The sequence below is a fragment of the Granulicoccus phenolivorans DSM 17626 = NBRC 107789 = JCM 15570 genome (assembly GCF_000423085.1).
GTDB lineage: Bacteria > Actinomycetota > Actinomycetes > Propionibacteriales > Propionibacteriaceae > Granulicoccus > Granulicoccus phenolivorans.
The window spans coordinates 45,685-66,797 of sequence record NZ_AUHH01000008.1 but is presented as its reverse complement, the minus strand read 5'-3'; the positions used below and the strand labels follow the sequence as shown (position 1 = coordinate 66,797).

The 21,113-nt window shown below is 69.3% G+C and carries 17 protein-coding genes; 10 read left to right on the top strand and 7 right to left on the bottom strand.

The window, feature by feature from the left end:
* Position 1 precedes the first annotated feature (1 nt).
* From G531_RS0103645 to valS, 3 genes are all read right to left on the bottom strand, one after another.
* Positions 2-967: an aldo/keto reductase gene (locus G531_RS0103645; RefSeq protein WP_026926213.1), complete on the bottom strand. Its 966-nt coding sequence runs from the start codon at positions 965-967 to the stop codon at positions 2-4.
* A gap of 72 nt (positions 968-1,039) precedes the next feature.
* The gene (locus G531_RS0103640) at positions 1,040-1,387 is read right to left on the bottom strand and encodes a hypothetical protein (RefSeq protein ID WP_145978720.1); all 348 of its coding nucleotides are present in this window, start codon (positions 1,385-1,387) and stop codon (positions 1,040-1,042) included.
* A gap of 8 nt (positions 1,388-1,395) precedes the next feature.
* A complete protein-coding gene (gene valS, locus G531_RS0103635) occupies positions 1,396-3,981 on the bottom strand; it encodes a valine--tRNA ligase (RefSeq protein WP_026926211.1) in 2,586 nt (861 codons plus the stop codon).
* 83 nt (positions 3,982-4,064) lie between these two features.
* Between valS and G531_RS20190 the strand changes: the two genes are divergently transcribed.
* The 4 genes from G531_RS20190 to G531_RS0103615 are packed head-to-tail and all read left to right on the top strand — an operon-like array spanning position 4,065 to position 8,344.
* Positions 4,065-5,522, top strand: a complete 1,458-nt coding sequence (locus G531_RS20190; RefSeq protein ID WP_306304600.1) for a bifunctional folylpolyglutamate synthase/dihydrofolate synthase — start codon at positions 4,065-4,067, stop codon at positions 5,520-5,522.
* On the top strand, positions 5,519-5,878 hold the full coding sequence (locus G531_RS0103625; RefSeq protein ID WP_051214996.1) for a DUF4233 domain-containing protein: 360 nt from the start codon (positions 5,519-5,521) through the stop codon (positions 5,876-5,878). Before G531_RS20190 ends, G531_RS0103625 begins: the two co-directional genes overlap by 4 nt.
* Before the next feature lie 55 nt (positions 5,879-5,933).
* A complete protein-coding gene (ndk, locus tag G531_RS0103620; RefSeq protein WP_026926209.1) occupies positions 5,934-6,347 on the top strand; it encodes a nucleoside-diphosphate kinase in 414 nt (137 codons plus the stop codon).
* A 50-nt stretch (positions 6,348-6,397) separates the two neighbouring features.
* The gene (locus G531_RS0103615) at positions 6,398-8,344 is read left to right on the top strand and encodes a TIGR03960 family B12-binding radical SAM protein (RefSeq protein WP_026926208.1); all 1,947 of its coding nucleotides are present in this window, start codon (positions 6,398-6,400) and stop codon (positions 8,342-8,344) included.
* 98 nt (positions 8,345-8,442) lie between these two features.
* On the opposite strand, the gene G531_RS20185 is transcribed toward G531_RS0103615, so the two are convergent.
* Positions 8,443-10,185 carry an NAD-dependent malic enzyme gene (locus tag G531_RS20185; protein WP_051214995.1) on the bottom strand — a complete coding sequence of 581 codons (1,743 nt, stop codon included), beginning with the start codon at positions 10,183-10,185 and terminating at the stop codon, positions 8,443-8,445.
* A gap of 119 nt (positions 10,186-10,304) precedes the next feature.
* On the opposite strand from G531_RS20185, the gene G531_RS0103605 reads away from it, so the two are divergent.
* From G531_RS0103605 to G531_RS20175, 3 genes are all read left to right on the top strand, one after another.
* A complete protein-coding gene (locus G531_RS0103605; RefSeq protein WP_026926207.1) occupies positions 10,305-11,075 on the top strand; it encodes a thioesterase family protein in 771 nt (256 codons plus the stop codon).
* Positions 11,076-11,120: 45 nt separating this feature from the next.
* Positions 11,121-11,828, top strand: coding sequence for a TIGR03936 family radical SAM-associated protein (locus G531_RS20180; RefSeq protein ID WP_035757218.1), 708 nt, complete (start codon positions 11,121-11,123; stop codon positions 11,826-11,828).
* A 249-nt stretch (positions 11,829-12,077) separates the two neighbouring features.
* Positions 12,078-14,792 (top strand): Rne/Rng family ribonuclease, encoded by a 2,715-nt coding sequence (locus G531_RS20175; RefSeq protein WP_081683792.1) that lies wholly within the window; start codon positions 12,078-12,080, stop codon positions 14,790-14,792.
* A 118-nt stretch (positions 14,793-14,910) separates the two neighbouring features.
* On the opposite strand, the gene G531_RS0103590 is transcribed toward G531_RS20175, so the two are convergent.
* Both G531_RS0103590 and G531_RS0103585 read right to left on the bottom strand, forming a co-directional pair.
* Entirely contained in the window at positions 14,911-15,225 is a 315-nt protein-coding gene (locus G531_RS0103590) for an EthD family reductase (protein ID WP_026926206.1), read from the bottom strand.
* Between the two features lie 58 nt (positions 15,226-15,283).
* Positions 15,284-16,186 (bottom strand): AraC family transcriptional regulator, encoded by a 903-nt coding sequence (locus tag G531_RS0103585; RefSeq protein WP_026926205.1) that lies wholly within the window; start codon positions 16,184-16,186, stop codon positions 15,284-15,286.
* A 193-nt stretch (positions 16,187-16,379) separates the two neighbouring features.
* On the opposite strand from G531_RS0103585, the gene G531_RS0103580 reads away from it, so the two are divergent.
* Complete coding sequence (locus G531_RS0103580; protein WP_035757215.1) at positions 16,380-17,600, top strand: cytochrome P450; 1,221 nt, start codon at positions 16,380-16,382, stop codon at positions 17,598-17,600.
* A gap of 3 nt (positions 17,601-17,603) precedes the next feature.
* Positions 17,604-18,632 carry a 2Fe-2S iron-sulfur cluster-binding protein gene (locus tag G531_RS0103575; RefSeq protein ID WP_026926203.1) on the top strand — a complete coding sequence of 343 codons (1,029 nt, stop codon included), beginning with the start codon at positions 17,604-17,606 and terminating at the stop codon, positions 18,630-18,632.
* An 18-nt stretch (positions 18,633-18,650) separates the two neighbouring features.
* Here the strand turns inward: G531_RS0103575 and G531_RS20170 are convergent, their stop codons facing one another.
* Entirely contained in the window at positions 18,651-19,616 is a 966-nt protein-coding gene (locus tag G531_RS20170) for an AraC family transcriptional regulator (RefSeq protein ID WP_051214994.1), read from the bottom strand.
* Positions 19,617-19,823: 207 nt separating this feature from the next.
* Between G531_RS20170 and G531_RS0103565 the strand changes: the two genes are divergently transcribed.
* A complete protein-coding gene (locus tag G531_RS0103565; protein WP_026926202.1) occupies positions 19,824-21,044 on the top strand; it encodes a cytochrome P450 in 1,221 nt (406 codons plus the stop codon).
* Positions 21,045-21,113 lie beyond the last annotated feature (69 nt).

Here is a 21,113-nt window from a genome sequence, read left to right as displayed (position 1 = left end):
CTCACCGCCAGACCGGCAGGCGCCCCTCGTCGTACCGGGCGCCGAAGCTCCCGGTCGGCAGGATCTCGGCGATCCGGGCCAGGTCGTCGGCGGTGAGGACCAGGTCCGCGGCAGCGACGTTCTCCTCGACCCGCGCCGGGCTGCGCGTACCGGGGATGGCGATGATGTCCTCGCCCTGGGCCAGCACCCAGGCCAGGGCGAGCTGGGCCACGGTGGCGTCCTTCGTGCCGGCCAGTTCGGCCAACTGTTCGGTGGCCGCGACATTCTTCTCGAAGTTGCCGGGCTGCCACCGCAGATCACGATGGCGCATGTCGTTGGCGGCGTACTGATCGGCAGGCCGGGCCTGTCCGGTGAGGAAGCCGCGCCCCAGCGGGGAGTACGCCACGAAGCCGATGCCCAGTTCCCGCAGGGTGGGAAACAGCTGCTCGACATCACGTTCGAACAGGGAGTACTCGGTCTGCAGCACCGAGACGGGTTGGACGGCATGGGCGGCCCGGATGGTCTGCTCGCCGGCTTCGCTCATCCCGAAGTACTTCACCTTCCCGGCGTCGATGAGCTCCTGCACCGTCCCGGCGACGTCCTCGATCGGCACGGCGGGGTCGACCCGGTGCTGGTAGAGCAGGTCGATGCAGTCGGTCTGCAGATTGCGCAGACTGTTGTCGACGACCTCTCGGATGTGCTCGGGGCGGCTGTCCACGCCCAGGTTCGGGGCCGTGAAGCCGAACTTCGTCGCGAGCACGATCTCGTCGCGGAAGTCCTTGACCGCTGCGCCCACGATGCGCTCGTTCTCACCCCACCCGTACATCTCGGCGGTGTCGAACATGGTGACCCCGAGTTCGTGGGCGCGCCGGATGGCCGCGGTGCCACCCGCCGGGTCGGCGTCGCCGTAGGCGATCGAGATTCCCATGGAGCCGTACCCGATGGCCGTGGCGGACAGCCCCTGGCTGCCGAGAGTGCGTTCTTGCATGGTGTCGTGTCCCTTCCGGAGGAATGGCAACACGATACGGACAGGCGCGGGGAAGGTACCGGCCGGTACCGATTATTTCCAGTGCCAGTGCGTCCCGCTCCAGCGATACGGGACCCGGCCGAGCTGGACGTCCCAGGTCAGGTCGGGAATGGCCAGCCGCATCTGGGCCAGGGCGTCCAGCCAGTGATCCACCACCTGACTCCAGTGTTCGGAGGAGTTCGGGAGATGGATCGACCCGGCCAGGCGTACGCCCAGTGGCAACACATCCGGGCCGTCGAACTCCAACCGGTTCTCCTCGGCGGCGGACTGGTTGAATCGCTCGGCGATCCCGGTCAACTGATCGTGCTCCGCAAGCGTGAGACGGCGCGGAGCGCTCGCGCTGAAGCGCAATGAATTCTCGGTGGCGACGTCGGAGGACACGTTCCAGATTAAGCCTGTGTGACCAACTCCACAGCCACATCGATCGATTCACTCTCGGATTCGGCCCACTCGACCTGACCGGTGATCCGGCCCACCGCGCGCAGATCGGCCTCGATCGAGCGCAACCGGGACAGCGCCGCGGCCGGTCCGGAGAACTCGGCGCGGGCCACCTCGGTCTTCATCGACGCCTTCGCATTCGACTTCGCCCCCCGGATCCCGATCAGGGCCTGGGACACCTCACCCAGCAGCAGCGCCGGCCCCTGCGGCAGGTCGGCCACGGTCGGCCACGGGGCCCGGTGGATCGATCCCTCCTGCCACCACGACCACACCTCCTCGGTGACGAACGGCAGGAACGGAGCGAACAGCCGCAGCACCACGTCCAGCGTGGTCGCCAGCGCGGCCTGCGCCGACTGGGCCCCGTCCGGGCCCTGCGCCCCGTACGCCCGCTCCTTCACCAACTCCAGGTAGTCATCGCAGAAGGACCAGAAGAAGGTCTCGGTCGCCTCCAGCGCGGCGGTGTAGTCGTAGGCCTCGAACGCGGTGGTGGCCTGCTCGACGACCAGGTGCAGCCGCTCCAGCAGCGCCACGTCGGCCGGGTTGGACACCGCGCCGGGGCGGGCTCCCATGCCGAGGACGAACTTCGAGGCGTTCAGCACCTTCATCGCCAGGCGGCGGCCGACCTTCATCTGGGATTCGTCGAAGGGGGAGTCGGTGCCCGGCCGGGCCATCGCCGCCCGCCAGCGCACCGCGTCGGCACCGAACTTCTCCAGGATCTCGGTCGGCACGACCACATTGCCCTTGGACTTCGACATCTTCTTGCGGTCGGGATCGACCACGAAGCCGGAGATCGTGGCCCGCTTCCAGGGCACCCGGTCGAACTCGAAGTGCGAGCGCACCACCCGGGAGAACAGCCAGGTCCGGATGATGTCGTGGGCCTGGGGCGCCAGATCCATCGGGAAGGTCAGGCTGAACAGCTCCTCGTCACGGCCCCAGCCGGTCACGATTTCCGGAGTGAGCGAGGAGGTCGCCCAGGTGTCCATCACGTCCGGGTCGCCGATGAAGCCGCCGGGCACCCCGCGCTGCGCCTCGGCGTACCCCGGCGGGACATCGCTGGACGGGTCGACCGGCAGCGACTCCTCGGCGGCGAAGATCGGATTCTGGTAGTCCGGCTCCCCGTCGGCGTCCAGGGTGTACCAGACCGGGAAGGGCACGCCGAAGAAGCGCTGGCGCGAGATCAGCCAGTCCCCGTTGAGGCCCTCGACCCAGTTCTTGTAGCGGTACTTCATGTGCTCGGGCACGAAGGCGATCTCATCGCCGCGCTCGAGCAGCTTCTGCTTCAGGGCGTCGTCGCGGCCCCCGTTGGCGATGTACCACTGCCGGGTCGAGATGATCTCCAGCGGCTTGTCGCCCTTTTCGTAGAAGTTCGCCTTGCGCTGGGTGGCCTCCGGTTCGGCCAGCAGGGCGCCGGCGTCGCGGAGCAGTTCGACCATCGTCTCCCGGGCGGAGAAGGTCGTCTTGCCGGCGATCTCGGTGAAGGCGGCGGCGTTCGGAATCCAGTCCGGGGTGTCCTGCACGATCCGGCCGTTGCGCTGGATGATCGTCCGCATCGGCAACTGCAGCTCGCGCCACCAGGTGACGTCGGTGAGGTCGCCGAAGGTACAGCACATGGCGATCCCCGAGCCCTTGTCCATCTCGGCGTTCGGGTGGGCCAGCACGGGCACCTCGACCCCGAACACCGGCGTGGTGACGGTCTTGCCGATCAGCGCCCGGTAGCGCTCATCGTCGGGGTGCGCGATCAGGGCGCCACAGGCGGCCAGCAGTTCGGGACGGGTGGTCTCGATGACCACGTTCCCGTCGGCCCACGGCACGTCGGCGCCGCCGGCATCGACCGGCTCGGTCAGCGCGAAGGCCAGCTTGTGGTAGAAGCCCGGGTAGTCCCGAGCCTCCAGCTCGGCCTGGGCGACCGCGGTCTGGAAGGTCACGTCCCACATCGTCGGCGCCTCGGACAGGTACGCCTCGCCCCGGGCCCGGTTCCGCAGAAATGCGCGCTGGGTGACCGCCTGGGTGTCCGGGGAGATCGTGGTGTACAGGTGGTCCCAGTCGACCGACAGGCCGACATGGCGCCACAGATCCTCGAAGGCCTGCTCGTCGACCGCGGTCAACTCCAGGCACAGCGCCACGAAGTTGCGGCGGCTGATCGGCACCTGCCGCTTCGGGTCCGGCTTGGCCGGCGGCTGGAAATCGGGGTCGTAGGGGATCGACGGATCACACCGGACCCCGAAGTAGTTCTGCACCCGGCGCTCGGTCGGCAGGCCGTTGTCGTCCCAGCCCATCGGGTAGAACACCTGCTTGCCGGTCATCCGCTGATAGCGAGCGACCAGGTCGGCATGGGTGTAGGAGAACACGTGCCCCACGTGCAACGACCCGGACACCGTCGGCGGGGGAGTGTCGATCGAGAAGACCTGCTCGCGCGACTGCGGCCGGACGAACGCGTACGTCCGGTCGGCGGCCCAATTCGTCGCCCACTTGTCCTCCAGGCCCTCGAGTTTGGGCTTGTCGGGCACGCGGGAATCGGCAGCAGGCGCAGTCGTCATGGCGGCATCTTACGGAAGCGGACGAATCCGAAGCACGTCCGCCGACTGGATGGACGGCCGCGGCACACTAGACTGGCCCGGCCATGACAATGTCCCACGCTGAGCTCGTCGCCGCCCTCACTGCCCGCTGGCCCGAACACCGGATCGGCCCCGGCCTCGAGCGGGAGCGCGCGCTGCTGCAACTGCTCGGAGACCCGCAGACCGCCTACCCGGTCATCCAGATCACCGGCACCAACGGCAAGGGCTCGACCGCGACGATGATCGAGTCCCTGCTCCGCTCGGTCGGGCTGCGCACCGGCCGGCTCTCCTCCCCGCACCTGATCGATGTCACCGAGCGGATCAGCATCGACGGTCAGGACATCTCCCAGCAGCGCTTCGCCGAACTGTGGAGCGATATCGAGCCGTACGTGAAGATGGTCGACGAGATGGCCATCGACGGCATCGCGATGACGTTCTTCGAGGTGATCACGGCGATGGCGTACGCGGCCTTCGCGGATGCCCCGGTCGATGTCGCCGTCGTCGAGGTGGGCCTGGGGGGCACCTGGGACGCCACCTCGGTGGCCGACGCCGCCGTCGCGGTGGTGTTGCCGATCGACCTGGATCACATGCACATCCTCGGTCCGACCATCGCCGACATCGCCAAGGAGAAGGCCGGCATCATCAAACCCGGCTCCCACGCGGTGCTCGCCGGCCAGCAACCCGAGGCCGCGGCGGTGCTGCTGGCCCGGGCCGCCGAGGTCGGTGCGGATGTACGCCTGGAGGGCCGCGACTTCGGGCTGCTCGACCGCCAGCCCGGGGTGGGCGGACAGGTGATCCGGCTGCAGACCGCCGACGGGCCGCTGGGGGACCTGACACTGCCGGTGTACGGGGCCCACATGGCCCGCAATGCCGCCGTCGCCCTGGCGGCGGTCGAGGCCTTCCTGGGCAACAAGCCGCTGTCGGCGGAGGTGATCGCGGACGGATTCGCCGAGGTCACCGCGCCCGGCCGGCTCGAACTGGTCCGCACCGACCCGTCGATCGTGCTCGACGGGGCCCACAACCCGCATGCCGCCCGGGCCGCCGCCGAGGCGGTCGAGGAGGCGTACGGCTTCGCCCCGCTGATCGGGGTGGTGGCGATGATGGCCGACAAGGACGCCGAGGAGGTGCTGCGGATCTGGGAGCCGGTGATGTCCCAGGTGGTGTGTACGCAGGTCTCCTCCACCTCGCGGGCGCTGCCGGCCGAGGATCTCGCCGACATCGCCACCGGCATCTTCGGAGTCCAGCGCGTGCGTACCGAACCGAGCCTGGGCACCGCACTCGAGGTCGCCTCGATGCTCGCCGACCTGGTGCCGGACGGGCAGCCCGGCATCCTGGTGACCGGATCGGTGATCGCGGCCGGAGAGGCCCGCGCCCTGCTGGTCAGCGGCGGCCCGCGCCAGTTCGAAGAGGTCGAGCCCGACCCCGACGACGACCCCGCTCCGGCGGATCCCCTGACCGCCTTCGGAGTGTCCAGCTTCGGCGCCGACGGCTTCGACGAACCGACCGAGGAAGACCTGCGATGAACCTCAATCTCGAGCCCGCGAACCCGATGCGTACCCCGCTGTCGACGGTCCTGTTCAGCGAGGTGCTGGTGGTGGGGCTGGCGATCCCGGTGATGATTATGGTCGCCCACGTCTCGGCGCCGGTCGCCGGCGTCGCCGGCGGAGTGGTCGCACTGCTCGCGCTGGTCGCGGCCGGCCGGCTGCGCAAGGATCACTACCTGCTGGGCTGGATCACCCAGATCGGGGTCCTGCTGTTGGGCTTCCTCACCTACGGGATGATCATCATGGGTGTGATGTTCGCCGCACTGTGGGTGATCTCCTTCGTCCTCGGCCGCCGGTTGGACCAGCGCCGCGCCGGCCAGGGAACCGCGCACTGAGCCGGCGCTCTCCGCGTGGCCGGGAGCGGTCGCGGAAGCCGATACAGTGTGGGCCATGACTGAGCGCACCCTGGTCCTGATCAAGCCCGATGCCGTCCGCCGAGGTCTCGCCGGACAGGTGCTGAGCCGCTACGAAGCCAAGGGCCTGGAGCTGGCCGCGCTGAAGCTGGTGACCCCCACCGGTGAACTGGCCGATACCCATTACGCCGAACACCTGGAGCGGGACTTCTACCCGGCCCTGCGGGAGTTCATCACCTCCGGTCCGGTGATCGCGGCGATCTTCACCGGGGACTCGGCGATCGAGGCGGTCCGCCTGCTCAACGGCAAGACCGACGGCCGGGTCGCCGCGCCCGGCACCATCCGCGGGGACTGGTCGCTGTCGAACCGGGAGAACCTGGTCCACGGCTCCGACTCGGCCGAATCCGCCGAGCGGGAGATCCCGATCTGGTTCCCCGAACTCGCCGGCTGAGCGCCGCGGGCGTACCCGTTTCGGGGGAGACGTCGTAGGCTTGGTCCCCTATGACGACCCACGCTGTTGAATCCCTGTTCCCGCGCCTGGAACCGCTGCTGTCCGAGGTGAGCAAGCCCGTGCAGTACATCGGCGGTGAGCAGAACGCCGTGGTGAAGGACTGGGACGCCGTCCAGGTCCGCTGGTGCCTGATGTACCCCGACGCGTACGAGATCGGCCAGCCCAATCAGGGCGTGGCGATCCTGTACGAGGTGCTCAACGAGATCGACTGGATCCTGGCCGAGCGCTCGTACGCCGTGTGGCCCGACCTCGAGGCCAAACTGCGTGAACACGGCATCCCCCAGTTCACCCTGGAGACCCATCGCCCGGTCGGCGCCTTCGACCTGCTCGGCTTCTCCCTGTCGACCGAACTCGGCTACACCAACCTGCTGAACGCGCTCGATCTGGCCGGGATTCCGCTGCACAGCGCCGAGCGGACCGAGGAGCATCCGATCGTGCTGGTCGGCGGACACGCCGCGTTCAACCCCGAGCCGCTGGCCGACTTCATCGATGCCGCGGTGCTCGGTGACGGCGAGGAGGCCTCACTGCGGATCGCCGACATCGTCCGCGAGTGGAAGGCCGAGGGACGCCCGGGCGGCCGCGACGAGGTGCTGCTGCGGCTGGCGGCGACCGGTGGGGTCTATGTGCCGCGGTTCTACGACGTGGACTACCTCGAGGACGGCCGGATCCGCCGGGTCGCGCCGAATCGCTCCGGCGTACCGTTCCGGGTCACCAAGCACACGCTGATGGATCTGAACGCCTGGCCCTACCCGAAGCAGCCGTTGGTGCCGCTGGCCGAGACGGTGCACGAGCGGTACTCGGTGGAGATCTTCCGCGGCTGCACCCGGGGCTGCCGGTTCTGCCAGGCCGGGATGATCACCCGCCCGGTGCGGGAGCGGTCGATCGAGACGATCGGGTCCATGGTCGAGCAGGGCCTGCGCGCCACCGGCCTGGAGGAGGTCGGCCTGCTCAGTCTGTCCAGTGCCGATCACACCGAGATCGGGGAGGTCGCCAAGCAGCTCGCCGACCGCTACGAGGACGAGTTCGTCTCACTGTCGCTGCCCAGTACCCGGGTGGATGCGTTCAACATCGACCTGGCCAATGAGCTGTCCCGCAACGGGCGGCGCAGCGGGTTGACGTTCGCGCCCGAGGGCGGGTCGGAGCGGATGCGCCGGGTGATCAACAAGACCGTCGACGAGGACGACCTGATCCGGACCGTCGCCACGGCGTACAAATCGGGCTGGCGGCAGGTGAAGCTGTACTTCATGTGCGGCCTGCCGACCGAGACCGACGAGGACGTGCTGGCGATCGCCGATCTGGCCAAGCGGGTCATCGACACCGGCCGCGCCGAGACCGGGACCCGCGACATCCGCTGCACCGTGTCGATCGGCGGCTTCGTGCCCAAGCCGCACACCCCGTTCCAGTGGGCCGGCCAGCTCGATGTGGAGACCACCGACGCCCGGCTGCAGAAGTTGAAGGACGCGATCCGCGCGGACAAGAAGTACGCCCGGGCGATCGGCTTCCGCTACCACGACGGCAAACCGGGCCTGATCGAGGGCCTGCTGTCCCGGGGCGATCGCCGGGTCGGCCGGGTGATCGAGGCGGTCTGGCGCGACGGCGGCCGCTTCGACGGCTGGTCCGAGCACTTCTCCTTCGACCGCTGGATCACCTGCGCGACCCGGGAACTGGCCGAATTCGGGATCGACACCGACTGGTACACCACCCGCGAGCGCGACTACGACGAGGTGCTGCCCTGGGACCACCTCGACTCCGGACTGGACCGGGAGTGGCTGTGGGAGGACTGGCAGGACGCCCTCGATGAGATCGAGGTCGACGACTGCCGCTGGACGCCCTGTTTCGACTGCGGCGTGTGCCAGCAGCTCGACACCGAGATCCAGATCGGTCCGACCGGAAAGACGCTGCTGCCGATTCCGCAGGTCCGGCCGGATCTGGGCTGACCCCGGCCCGCACCTGCTCGCAACGCCACCGGCCGGCCCCGTTCGGGGCCGGCCGGTGTGCTGTCGATCAGGTGCGCTGTCGATCAGGTGGATGTCGATCAGTTGGGGTTCTTGGGCTTCGGGGTGAACTCGTTCACCACGGCCTTCACCTTCGGGTAGACCGGGTTCCACATCAACTGGAACACGTCCTGGATCGGGTTCGCCAGGTGCACCGTGGCGACCCCGGTCTTCTCTGCGGCCTCGACCACCGCGACCGCGACCATCGCCGAAACCGCCCGGACGGTATCCATGCTCGGCAGCAGGCCGGAGCCCGGCTTCGAGGCATCGGTGTTCTCGGCCACCACTCGTGCCGCGGCGGCGATCATCTCGTCGTTGATCCGGGTCGCCCGGCAGGCGATCACACCCAGCCCGAGGCCGGGGAAGACCAGGGCGTTGTTCGCCTGCGCGATGGTGTGGGTGACCCCGTTGTACTCCACCTTCGGGAACGGCGAACCGGTCGCGATCCGGGCCCGGCCGTCGGTCCACTCGAGCAGGTCGGTCGGATTGGCCTCCGCGAGACTGGTCGGGTTCGACAGCGGCAGGATGATCGGGCGCTCGGTGTGCGCGGCCATCTCCCGGACCACCTGTTCGGTGAACGAACCCGGCTGGGCCGAGGTGCCGATCAGGATGGTCGGCCGGACGTTCTGCACCACGTCCAGCAGGCGGTATTCACCCGGCACCGCGACCTGCCAGTCGCGCAGTTCCTCGGCGGGGCGGGCGTACGGCTCCTGGAACGGGCGCATCTTGCCGCCGGTGTGGATCAGGCCGCGGCTGCCCATGCCCCAGAACTTGCGGTACGCCTCGGCCGGATCGGTGCCCTCGCGGACCATCTCCTCCCGCAGCAGGTCGGCGATGCCGACCCCGGCGGTGCCGGCGCCGTGGATGATCACCCGCTGATCGCTGAGGCGTTCCCCGTTCGCGCGAACCGCGGAGAGGACGGCGGCGGCGACCACGGCGGCGGTGCCCTGGATGTCGTCGTTGAAGGTGCAGTGCTGGTCCCGGTAGGTCTCCAGGATCCGGTGCGCGTTGGAGGCGCCGAAGTCCTCCCAGTGCAGCATCGCCTTCGGGTAGAGCCGGGTCGCGGATTCCACGAACGCCGCCACGAACTCGTCGTAGCGCTCCCCGCGTACCCGCGCATGCCGGGCCCCCAGGTAGGTCGGATCATGCAGCAGCGACAGGTTGTCGGTGCCCACGTCGAGCACCACCGGCAGCACCCGCAGCGGATGGATCCCCGCGGCGGCGGTGTAGACCGACAGCTTGCCGACCGCGATCCGGATGCCGCCGACACCCTGGTCGCCGATGCCCAGGATGCCCTCGGAGTCGGTGACCACGATCAGGTCGATGTCATCGGGGCCCTGGTTGGAGCTGCGCAGCGCCTCGTCCAGGTTGTCGATGTCGTCGATGGAGCAGAAGGCGCCGCGGGGCACGTTGAACCAGCTGCTGAACTCCTGGATCGCCTGCCCGATGGTCGGGGTGTAGATGATCGGGAGCATCTCGTCGAGATGTTCGGCCAGGACTCGGTAGAACAGGACCTCGTTGCGGTCCTGCAGGGACATCAGGAAGGTGTAACGGGACAGGTTGTCCGGCTGCTTCTGATACTGGGAGTAGGCGACCTTCTCCTGCGTCTCGATCGGGGTCACCGCGGGCGGCAGTACGCCGTTGAGCCCGAGAGCGTGGCGTTCTTCGCGGGTATACCCAGTGCCGAAGTTGATCATGGGACGAGTGGTGATCTGGCGACCGCGTACGGCGATCTCCACGACCTCCCCCTCGGGGGTGTTCAGAAACTGGAACTGTCGGGCCATAGGGGCGAGCCTAGCGGAGCGGCCTTGGCCTGCGGGACCGGGAAATCCAAGTTTGGTGACTAGACTGCCCGTGCCCCGGGCGCTACCGAGGGGTAAGTCCAAGAAATGCGGAGGTCACCATGTCGGAGGCATATTTCGAGCCACGCGGCACTGCCGGTGAGTGGGAAATTTTCAACGCCACCAAGCACACCGAAACCGCGTGGGGACCCGACTTCCAGCACGGTGCGCCGCCGGCGGCGATCCTGACCCGGGCGATGGATCGCCACGAGCGCAGTGAGAGCACCCGGATCGCCCGGATCACCGTCGATCTGCTCGGCGCGGTTCCGCTGGGTGAGGTGCGTACCCGCGCCTGGATCAGCCGGCCCGGGCGCCGGATCCAGTTGGTGGAGGCGGAACTGGCCGCCGGCGATCGGGTCGTGGCGCGGGCCTCGGCCTGGCGGATGGCGATCGGCGACACCGCCGCGGTCGCCCAGACCACCACCCCGGCGCGACAGCTTCCCGAGCAGAGCGACCGGACGTGGTTCGCCAACACCTGGGGAGCCAGCGGTTTCGTGGATTCCCTGGACTGCCGCGAGGACACCGACGGCACAGTCTGGGCGCGGACGCGGATGCCCCTGGTGGCCGGCGAGGAACCGACCCCGGCCGAACGGGTGATGATGATCGCCGACATCGCCAATGGTGTGGGGGCCGTCCTGGATCCGCGGGAGTGGCAGTTCATGAACACCGACCTGGTGGTGCACCTGCAGCGGCGTCCGCAGGGCGAGTGGATCGGGGTGAGCGCGCAGGCCTCGATCGGCCCCGACGGTGTGGGCACGACCGTGGGCACTCTGTTCGACACCCACGGTCGGATCGGCAACTCGCTGCAGGCCCTCTTGGTCCAACCGCTCTGAACCGGACCCGACGCTGCTCGTGCGGCGCCGCTATCCTTGCGGGCTATGGCCCCCCAGAAGCAACCGCCGCAGCAGCAGGCCCCACCGGTCCAGAAATTGCGGGTGCAGTACGCCAAGCGCGGCCCGGCCCGATTCTCCAGCCACCGGGATTTCGGGCGGGCCTTCGAGCGCGCCCTGCGCCGGGCGGGAATTCCGATGGCGTTCTCCTCGGGGTTCAATCCGCATCCCCGGATCTCGTTCGCGAATGCGTCGCCGACCGGGGCGGCCAGCGAGGCGGAGTACCTCGAGATCGGCCTGGCGAAGGTGTGCGATCCGGAGCGGGTCCGCGTGGCGCTGGATCAGGCGCTGCCGGCGGGGCTGTCGATCGAGCGGGTGACCGAGGGGGGCGGTGCCTCGCTGGCCGACCGGTTGACCGGTTCGCTGTGGGAAGTGACCTGGCCCGGCCGCGAACTCGAGCTGACCGAGCCGCTGCGGGAGTTCCTGGGCCGCAGCGAGGTGCTGGTGGAGCGGATGACCAAGAACGGCCTGCGCGAGTTCGATGCCCGCGGACCGGTCCTGTCGGCGGAGGCAACACCGGATCGGCTGCGCCTGTTGATTCGCCACGAGGTGCCGCTGGTGCGCCCCGATGATGTGCTGAAGGCCCTGACGGTGGTGGCGCCGCAGTGGTCGCTGCCGACCGGATTGCTGGTGAATCGACTGGCTCAGGGAACCCTGGTGGAGGGTGAATTGCGGGACCCGTTGGCCGACGCCTGAGCGCGTCCCCCTGTCTGGGGACGCCGCGGTGATCCCGCATTCGGGGTTTTCTGTGGCACACTGGCATCAGGTTTCGGGGCGCCGCCGGTGCCCCTTCGATGTCGGGAACCTCACTCGAGGAACCCGAGATCTGTGCGAGCCCGCCGCGACGCATGACGACCGCGGCCAGCCCGGCGCACATCGAGAGCCGCCAGCTTTCTGCGCACGCGCGCAGCGTACGAACCGGTCCCGGCCGGTTGAAGGAGCCACATGCTCGACAACGAAACGCCGAACACCCCTGCCGAGGGGGACAGCCCCGAGAGCACCCAGCCCGCCCCGCGGCGACGCCGCCGGGCGGCGAGCCGACCGGCCGGTCCGCCGGTGGATGTCCCCGAGATTCCCGTTTCCGAGCAGCCCACCGTGCAGATGCCCGACGAGTCGGTAGCGGTCGCCACCGAGGCCCGGACCGTGGTGCGGCGCCCCCGGCGCAAGCCGGCCGCGGCGGAGCAGCCGGTTGCCGCGGAGCAAGCTGCCGAGGAGCAGATCCCCGAGCAGCAGGCGACCGACGAGCCGGTTGCCGAGGAGCAGCCCGTCGAGGAGCCGGTCGCCGAGGAACAGGTCGCCGAGGAACAGGACGCTGAGGAGCAGGTCGCCGAGGAGGCTGCCACCGAGGAAACCGAGGGCGAGCCGCAGCCGGTCGCGGTCGACCTGGCGGCCGGCATGACCGCCGAGGACGACCTCGACGCGCCGAGCGTCGAGACCGAGCCCGAAGAGCAGGCCGAGCCCCAGGGGCGGCGCCGGCGTACGCGTCGGGTCCTCACCGATCCGTTCAGCATCGTCCAGGTGCCGGCCACCCCGAAGGCGGACAGCGACACCACCGAGGACGCCGGCGAGCCGGACTCGGCCGAGACCGACGAAGATGCCGACGCCGAGTCCGGGCGTACCCGTTCGCGTCGGCGTACGCCGGCCCGCCGCGACGAGGATGCCGCCGAGTCCGAGGACACCGAGGACGACGGCGAGGATGCCGAGGATGAGCCGGCGGACTCGGAGGACTCCGACAACCAGCCGCGGCGTCGGCGCCGGCGTCGCGGCGGTCGCCGGCGTCGCCGCGGGGGTAACGGCGCGGAGGATTCCGACGCCGAGGACTCCGCCGGGGATGAGTCCGAGGATTCCGATGCCGAGGATTCCGACTCCGACGAGCAGGACGCCGACAGTGATTCCGACTCCTCCGGTGAGGGTCGGCGGCGGCGTCGGCGGCGCCGGCGTCGGGGTGAGGACACCTCCGGTTCCGACGACGATCCGTCCGACACCGTCGTGCGGGTCCGGGAGCCGCGCCGCACTTCGGCCAATGACGAGGTCACCGGGATCGACGGCTCGACCCGGATGGAGGCGAAGCGGCAGCGCCGGCGCGAGGGTCGGGCCGCCGGGCGCCGGCGTACGCCCATCCTGAGCGAGGCCGAGTTCCTGGCCCGCCGGGAGGCCGTCGAGCGGACCATGGTGATCCGACAGAACGAGGAGCTGTCCCAGATCGCGGTGCTGGAGGACAACATCCTGGTCGAGCACTACGTCGACCGGGCGTCGGCGACCTCGCTGATCGGCAACGTCTACCTGGGCCGGATCCAGAACGTCCTGCCGTCGATGGAGGCGGCCTTCATCGACATCGGCCGGGGCCGCAACGCGGTGCTGTACGCCGGCGAACTCGACTGGGACGCCTTCGGGGGCAGCGGGCAGCCCAAGCAGATCGAGAAGGTGCTCAAGTCCGGGCAGCAGATCCTGGTCCAGGTGACCAAGGACCCGGTCGGGCAGAAGGGTGCCCGACTGACCACCCACATCTCACTGCCCGGGCGCTACATCGTCTACTCCCCGGGCGGTCACCTCTCCGGGATCTCCCGGAAGCTGCCCGAGCCCGAGCGCAAGCGGCTCAAGGGGATCCTGGGCGAGCTCATCTCCGCCGACGCGAGCGTGATCGTCCGTACCGCCGCAGAGGGGGCCACCGAGGAGGAACTGGTCCGCGACGTGAACCGGTTGAAGGCCCAGTGGGAGGTCATCGAGAAGAAGTCGAAGTCGGGCCCGGTGCCGCAGCAGCTGTACAGCGAGCCCGACGCGACCGTCCGGATCGTGCGGGACCTGTTCACCGAGGACTTCAGCAAGCTGATCATCGACGGCAACGGGACCCAGAACGACGCCTACGACACGATCACCGCCTACGTCGGGCACGTCGCCCCGCATCTGAGTGATCGCATCGAGCACTGGGAACGCACCGACGCCGACGGGCACACCCGCGACGCCTTCGCCGTGTACCGGATCGACGAGCAGATCGCCAAGGCCCTGGAGCGCAAGGTGTTCCTGCCCTCGGGCGGGTCGCTGGTGATCGACCGGACCGAGGCGATGACCGTCATCGACGTCAACACCGGCAAGTTCACCGGGGCCGGCGGCAATCTCGAGGCCACCGTCACCAGCAACAACCTGGAGGCGGCCGAGGAGGTCGTCCGTCAGCTGCGGCTGCGCGACATCGGCGGCATCATCGTGATCGACTTCATCGACATGGTGCTGCCGGCCAACCGCGAGTTGCTGCTGCGTCGGCTGGTGGAATGCCTGGGCCGCGACCGGACCCGGCACCAGGTGTCGGAGGTGACCAGCCTGGGCCTGGTCCAGCTGACCCGCAAGAAGATCGGGACCGGCCTGGCCGAGGCGTTCACCGAAGAGTGCGAATGCTGCAACGGCCGTGGCTTCATCATCCATGACATGCCGGTGGACTCCCAGGCTCCCGCCGACGGCGGGGATCGGGGCAACCGCCGAGGTGGCCGCCGCGGGCGCGGTGGCAAGTCCGACGGGAACGGCAAGTCCGACAGTGGACGCGGGCGCAGCCACCGGCACGATCATGGCGACGACTCCGAGGAGCACAACGACTCGAAGTCCGAGGAGCCCAAGCCCGAGGATTCCCCGGCCGAGTCGGCTGCGGACGCGGGAGAGCAGCAGGACTGAGTTCCGCCGCCCGGGCGGGATCATCGTTTTCGGTGCAGCAGATTTCCAAAAACGCGATTCCGCTCCAGTCAGCGGGCAGTTGGAAGTTTTTGCTGCACCGAAAACGACGGTCGGTTGCTCAGCCGAGCTGCTGCTTGTCCAGCTCGGCACCGAGCATGGTCACCCCGCCGGTGGCGAAGTTGGGCACATCGGCGGCGGCAGCCTGGCCCTCCGCCGAGCTGAGCCCTGCCCCGAGGGCCTCTTGCGAGTCAAAGTCGAGGGTCGCGATCAGGTAGGTGGTGGGCGTGGACCCGTCGAGGGACTCGGTCTTGGCCACGGTGAGATCGCGCAGGCCGGGAATGGCCCGGGCCAGCGGCGCGTGGGTGGTCGAGTAGTACTCGTCGAAGGCAGCCGGGTCGGTCGGCCGGCCGTAGATGACGTGCAGGCGATACATGGGTTCTCCGCTTCGTTGGTGAGAGGGTCCCCTCAGCGTAGGCGGGTGGCCGCCGGGCTCAGCGGGGCAGGTCCTCCTTGGGCAGCACACCCCACCGCTCCCGGTACGCCGCGGCGAACCGGCCGGGGTTCCCGAAGCCGAGGTTCGCCGCCACCTCGGCGACGGTTCCCGTACCCGCGCGCAGATCCGTGCGGGCCCGGTCCAGGCGCAACTCGGTGAGCTTCTGCCGCGGTGTCTTCCCCAGCTCCTTCGCAAAGGACTCCTGCAGCCGGCGTACGCTCACCCCGGCAACCTCGGCCATCGCCAGGGCGGTCCAGTCCCGGCCGGGGTCAGCGGCCAGGGCCTCCAGCACCACCGCCACCGCCGGACCGCCGGCGACCGGATTCGGCCCGGTCTCGGGGAGCACACTGAGCAGGAACGAGGTGGCCAGCGCATCGGCCAGGGTCAGCGCGACCGGACCGCCGGAGGCCCCGCTGCTGTGCAATCCCTGCAGCAGGCGGAACCAGTCCGCGGTCGGCGCCTGCCGCAGATCGAGCTGGCGGGGCAGCGCGAGCGCACCGTGCACCCCGAACCCCCGAGCGGCCCGGTCGCGCAGCCAGGCCTCGTCGAACTTGACGCCCAGGACATCGCAGTCATGACTCCACCGGGTGATGTCGTGCCGCTCCCCGGCGGCAAACACGGTGGCCCGACCGGCGCCGGACAACACCTCGGTCGAACCGATCCGCGACTCCAACCCACCGGTGAGCGGAAAGTTCACCTCGATCGCGCCGGGGTACTCGCACTGGATCGCGACATCCCGGCCGAAGGTGATCCGGCCGATGGTGACCGGCCCGTAGTCGATGGCGTTCAGCCGAAAGTCGGGTGCCTGCCGGTCCAGCGGACGCAGCCGATGCGGAAAGTAGGTCTGGGTAGCCAACTCGTGGGCCGCATCCCAGGTCCGGGTCCTGCCCTTCCGGTCCATCGGCGCCCTCCTCGTGCCAGTGCGGATGTCGGGAAGCTCCCTTGCTTCCGGCCGGCTCCTTCGCCGACGGCGGCCCGCGCTATTCGTACAGCCGCGCTTTCGGTATTTACCGGGCAGCGCGGTGTTCGTAGCGTACTCGCTTGTAACCCATTGTGGCTCAGGTCACAAGACCGGTCCGGACGAGGGAGTCCCTATGACGATGCAGATTCCGACCCTGGAGTGGACCCGCGAGGTCACCATGGAGCAGTTGGAGCGCAATCCGTACCCGACCTACGAGCGGCTGCGCAAGGAAGCACCGCTGGCGCATCTGCCGATTCTCGGCGCCGCGGTCGCGACGTCGCTGGAGACCTGCCGCGCGGTCGGCGCGAGCCCGGACTTCGGCGGCATCATCACCCCGGCGGGTGGGCGTACCTTCGGTCACCCGGCGGTGATCGGCGTGAACGGCGAGGTGCACGCCGACCTGCGGTCCATGGTCGACCCGGCCCTGCAGCCCTCGGAGGTCGACCGCTGGATCGAGGACCTGGTCCGCCCGATCGCCCGCAGCTACCTGGAGAAGTTCGAGGACGACGGCGCGGCGGAGTTGGTCTCGCAGTACTTCGAGCCGGTGAGCGTACGCGCCCTGGGCGACTCGATGGGCCTGCAGAGCATCAGCTCGGACAAACTCCGCGAATGGTTCCACGCCCTCAGCGTCTCGTTCACCAACGCCGGCGTCGATGAGAACGGCGAGTTCCTCGATCACACCCGGTTCGAGATCGGCGACCGCGCCAAGGCCGAGATCCGCGCCGCGGTGGACCCGCTGCTGGACAAGTGGACCACCGATCCCGAGGACGTGTGGATCTCCCACTGGCTGCACGACGGCATGCCCGAGGGCCAGACCCGGGACCGCGACTACATCTACCCGACGATCTACGTGTTCCTGCTGGGCGCGATGCAGGAGCCGGGCCACGGGATGGCCTCCACGATGGTCGGCCTGTTCACCGATCAGGAGCAGTTGGACGCGGTCGTCGACGAGCCGGGCCTGATCCCGCAAGCCATTGCCGAAGGGATGCGCTGGACCTCCCCGATCTGGTCCGCCTCGGCCCGGGTCGCGCTCACCGACACCGAGGTCAGCGGCTTCCACATCCCCAAGGACACCGTGATCATCCAGTCCTACGGTTCGGCCAACCACGACGAGGCCGGCTGGGATGCCCCCTCGACCTACGATCTGCGTCGCAAACCGTTGCCGCACCTGGCCTTCGGCTTCGGCAACCATGCCTGCGCCGGCATCTACTTCGCCAATCAGGTCTGCCGGATCGGCCTGGAGGAACTGTTCGAATCCATCCCGAACCTCGAGCGGGACACCGACTCCGATGTCGAGTTCTGGGGCTGGGGCTTCCGTGGCCCCAAGGAACTGCACGTCACCTGGGAGGTCTGAGCCATGACCGAGCACACCATCACCATCGCCGGACGCGACGACACCGTCACCGCCGCCGCCGATCAGACCATGCTGGACGCGATGCTGCGCGCCGGGGTCTGGATGCCCAACTCCTGCAACCAGGGCACCTGCGGCACCTGCAAGCTCAAGGTGCTCTGCGGGGAGGTCGACCACCGGGACTCCCCGCTGAGCACCCTGACCGACCAGGACCGCGCCGACGGCTACACGCTGACCTGTCAGGCCGTCGCCACCAGTGACGTCACCGTCGAGGCCGCCGACGGCGGCACCGATGCGGTGCACCATCCGCTGATCGACTTCACCGCCATCGTGACCCGGGTCGACGATGTCGCCCAGGACACCCGCATCGTGTACCTGCGCCCGGATCGGGAGTTCGAGTTCAGCGCCGGGCAGTCGGTGTCGCTGCACGTCCCCGGAGCGCCGGGGGAGCGCCGGCAGTACTCGATCGCCAGCCTACCCACCGACCCCGAGATCGAACTGCACATCCGTCGCGAAGCCGGGGGCGTGGCCTCCGATCAGTGGGCCAACGGGACGATCCGGGTGGGGGAGAGCGTCGAACTGAGCGGTCCGCTCGGCGACTTCGTCTACGATCCCAGCGACACCGACGGGGGACTGTTGCTGCTCGGTGGCGGCACCGGAATCGCCCCGCTGAAGGGGATCGCCCGCGCCGCCCTGGCTGACAACCCCGAGCGGGAAGTCATCGTCTATCACGGGGTACGCACCTGCGCGTACCTCTACGATCAGCAGTTCTGGGCCGACCTCGCCGCGGCGCACCCGAACTTCACCTTCCGCCCGGCGGTCAGCCGGGAGCATCACGAGGGCTGCATGGGGTACGTCTCCGACCGGCTGCTGGAGGATCTGTCGACCTGTCGCGGGATGACCGGCTACCTGTGTGGTTCGGACCGGTTCGTCGACGGGGTCGCGGCCGCGGCGAAACGGCGGCGGCTGGCGCCCCGGCGTACGTTCCGGGAACGCTTCACCCCGGCTCGCACCCGCGACCTGGTCGCCGGCTGACCCGGCGCCGGCGGCGGCTCAGGCGGGTTGCAGCGTGAGCAGGCGCTGGCGCCCCGGCGGATGCTGCAGCGCCCAGCGGGGCACGTCCTCGCTGGGCAGGACGCCCCACCGCCGGCGATAGGCGGCGGCGAAGCGGCCGGGGTTGCTGAAGCCGAGATCGGCCGAGATTTCGGTGACGCTGCCTCGGCCCGCGCGCAATTGGGCCCGGGCGTGCTCCAGCCGTAGCTCGAGGAGCTTCTGCCGGGGCGTTTGGCCGAGCGTTTTGCGGAAGGCCTCCTGCAGCCGTCGGATGCTCACCTGACCGATCTCGGCCATCTCCAGCGCGGTCCAGTTCCGGCCCGGGTCGGCGGCCAGCGCCTCCAGCACCGGGCGGACCACGGTGGCCGCGGTGCGATCGTTGACGCCCCGGCCGTGATCGGGGTCCGGCAGCGAAGCCAACAGGAACGAGGTCGCGACCGCATCGGCCAGCATCGGCGCCACCGGCCCGCCGGACACCCCGCTGCTGTGCAGTCCCCGCAGCAACCGGAACCAATCCGCGGTCGAGGCCCGCCGCAGATCGAGTTGATGCGGCAGCTGCAGGCCGGGGCCGGCGTCGAAGCCCCGGGCGGCCTGCTCGCGCAGCCAGGCCGCATCGAACTTGACCGCAATCACTTCACAATCGGTCGTCCAGCGGGTGATGTCGTGACGCTGGTCGGCGTCGAAGATGGTCGCCTGCCCCCGCGCCGCACCGAACTCCGCCGACCCCAACCGGGACTCCACCGCGCCCACGAGCGGAAAGTTGATCTCGATCGCGCCGGGATATTCACATTCGATCGCGAGTTCGGCCCCGAAACTGACCCGGCCGATCGTGACCGGTCCGTAGTCCACGGCCGCGATCCGGAAGTCGGGCGCGGCGTGTCCCTTGGGCACCAGGCGGTGGGGGAAATAGGCCGCGCTGGTGAGTTCGGTGGCCCCGTCCCAACTCTGGGTACGACTGCGGTGCACTGGAATCCCCCCAATCAGGCGACGCCGCGGGATCCCCCGGATCCGCTTCCGCGGACTGGTGACGCCTGATTCCCCCCGATCGGCGCCGCGCTTTTCGTACAGCCCGCGCTTTCAGTATTTCCCGGTTCCGCGGTTCTCCGTAGCTTGAATGCACAGCCAGCCTATGTGATCTGCGTCATACCCCCTAGCGCGGAGGAAGGAGTCTCCATGAAGATTCAGATTCCGACCCTGTCGTGGGCCGATGACCTGACCGCGGAGCAGTGGGACCGCAATCCGTACCCGGCCTGGGCGCGGCTGCGCAAGGAGGCTCCGCTGGCCCATCTGCCGCACCTGGGAGCGGTGGTCGGGACCTCCCACGAGGTCTGCCGTGAGGTGGCCGGCAGCCCGGACTTCGGGGCGGTCGCGACCCCGGCCGGCGGGCGTACGCTCGGGCACCCGGCGGTGTTCGGGGCCAACGGCCCGATCCATGCCGAGCTGCGCGCGATGGTGGATCCGTGTCTGCAACCGGCCGAGGTGGACCGCTGGGTCGATGACCTGGTGCGACCGATCGCCCGGGACTGCCTGGCCCGGTTCCTCGAGGACGGCCGTGCCGAACTGGTCCGCCAGTACTTCATGCCGCTGAGCGTGCGGGTGCTGGGCGATGCGATGGGGCTGTACAGCATCAGCTGCGAGCGGCTGCTGACCTGGTCCGATGAGCTGAGCGTGTCCTATACCAACGTCGCCGTCGACGACGACGGCCGCTTCCTCGACCAGGGGCGGTTCGAGGTCGGGGACCGGGCCAAGACGGCGATCCGCGAAGCGGTCGATCCGCTGCTGGACACCTGGACCGATTCGCCGGAGGACGTGTGGCTCTCGCACTGGCTGCATGACGGAATGCCCGCCGGCGAGACCCGGGACTGGGGTCACATCTACCCCACGATCTACGCCTTCCTGCTGTGCGCAATGCAGCAGCCGGGCAGCGCGATGTTCGCGACGCTGGTCGGACTGTTCAGTGACCCCGACCAGTTGGCGGCGGTGGTCGCCGATCCGACGCTGATCCCGCGCGCGGTGGCCGAGGGAATGCGCTGGGTCGCCCCCGCCTGGTGCTCCACGCCCCGGGTCGCCATCGCCGATACCGAGATCGCCGGATTCCATGTGCCCAAGCACACGGTGATCATCCAGTCCTACGGGTCGGCCAACCACGACGAGACCCACTGGGACACCCCGACCACATTCAACCTGTGGCGGGCCGCCGACCAGCATCTGGCCTTCGGGACCGGACGCCGGGCCTGCCCCGGCGGCTACTTCGCCACCGCGGTCTGCCGGATCGGGCTGGAGGAGTTGCTGCGGGCCCTGCCGGCGCTGCAGTCGCAGGCTCCGGCCGACGGGTGCTTCTGGGACTGGGTGTCCCAGGGGCCGAAAGAACTTCACGTCACCTGGGGCGTGTAGAAAAGGTCCCGGGGCGTGGGCGCAACAGGCGTGCGCGCCCCGGTTTGACCGTCCGGGCCCGGACACGTA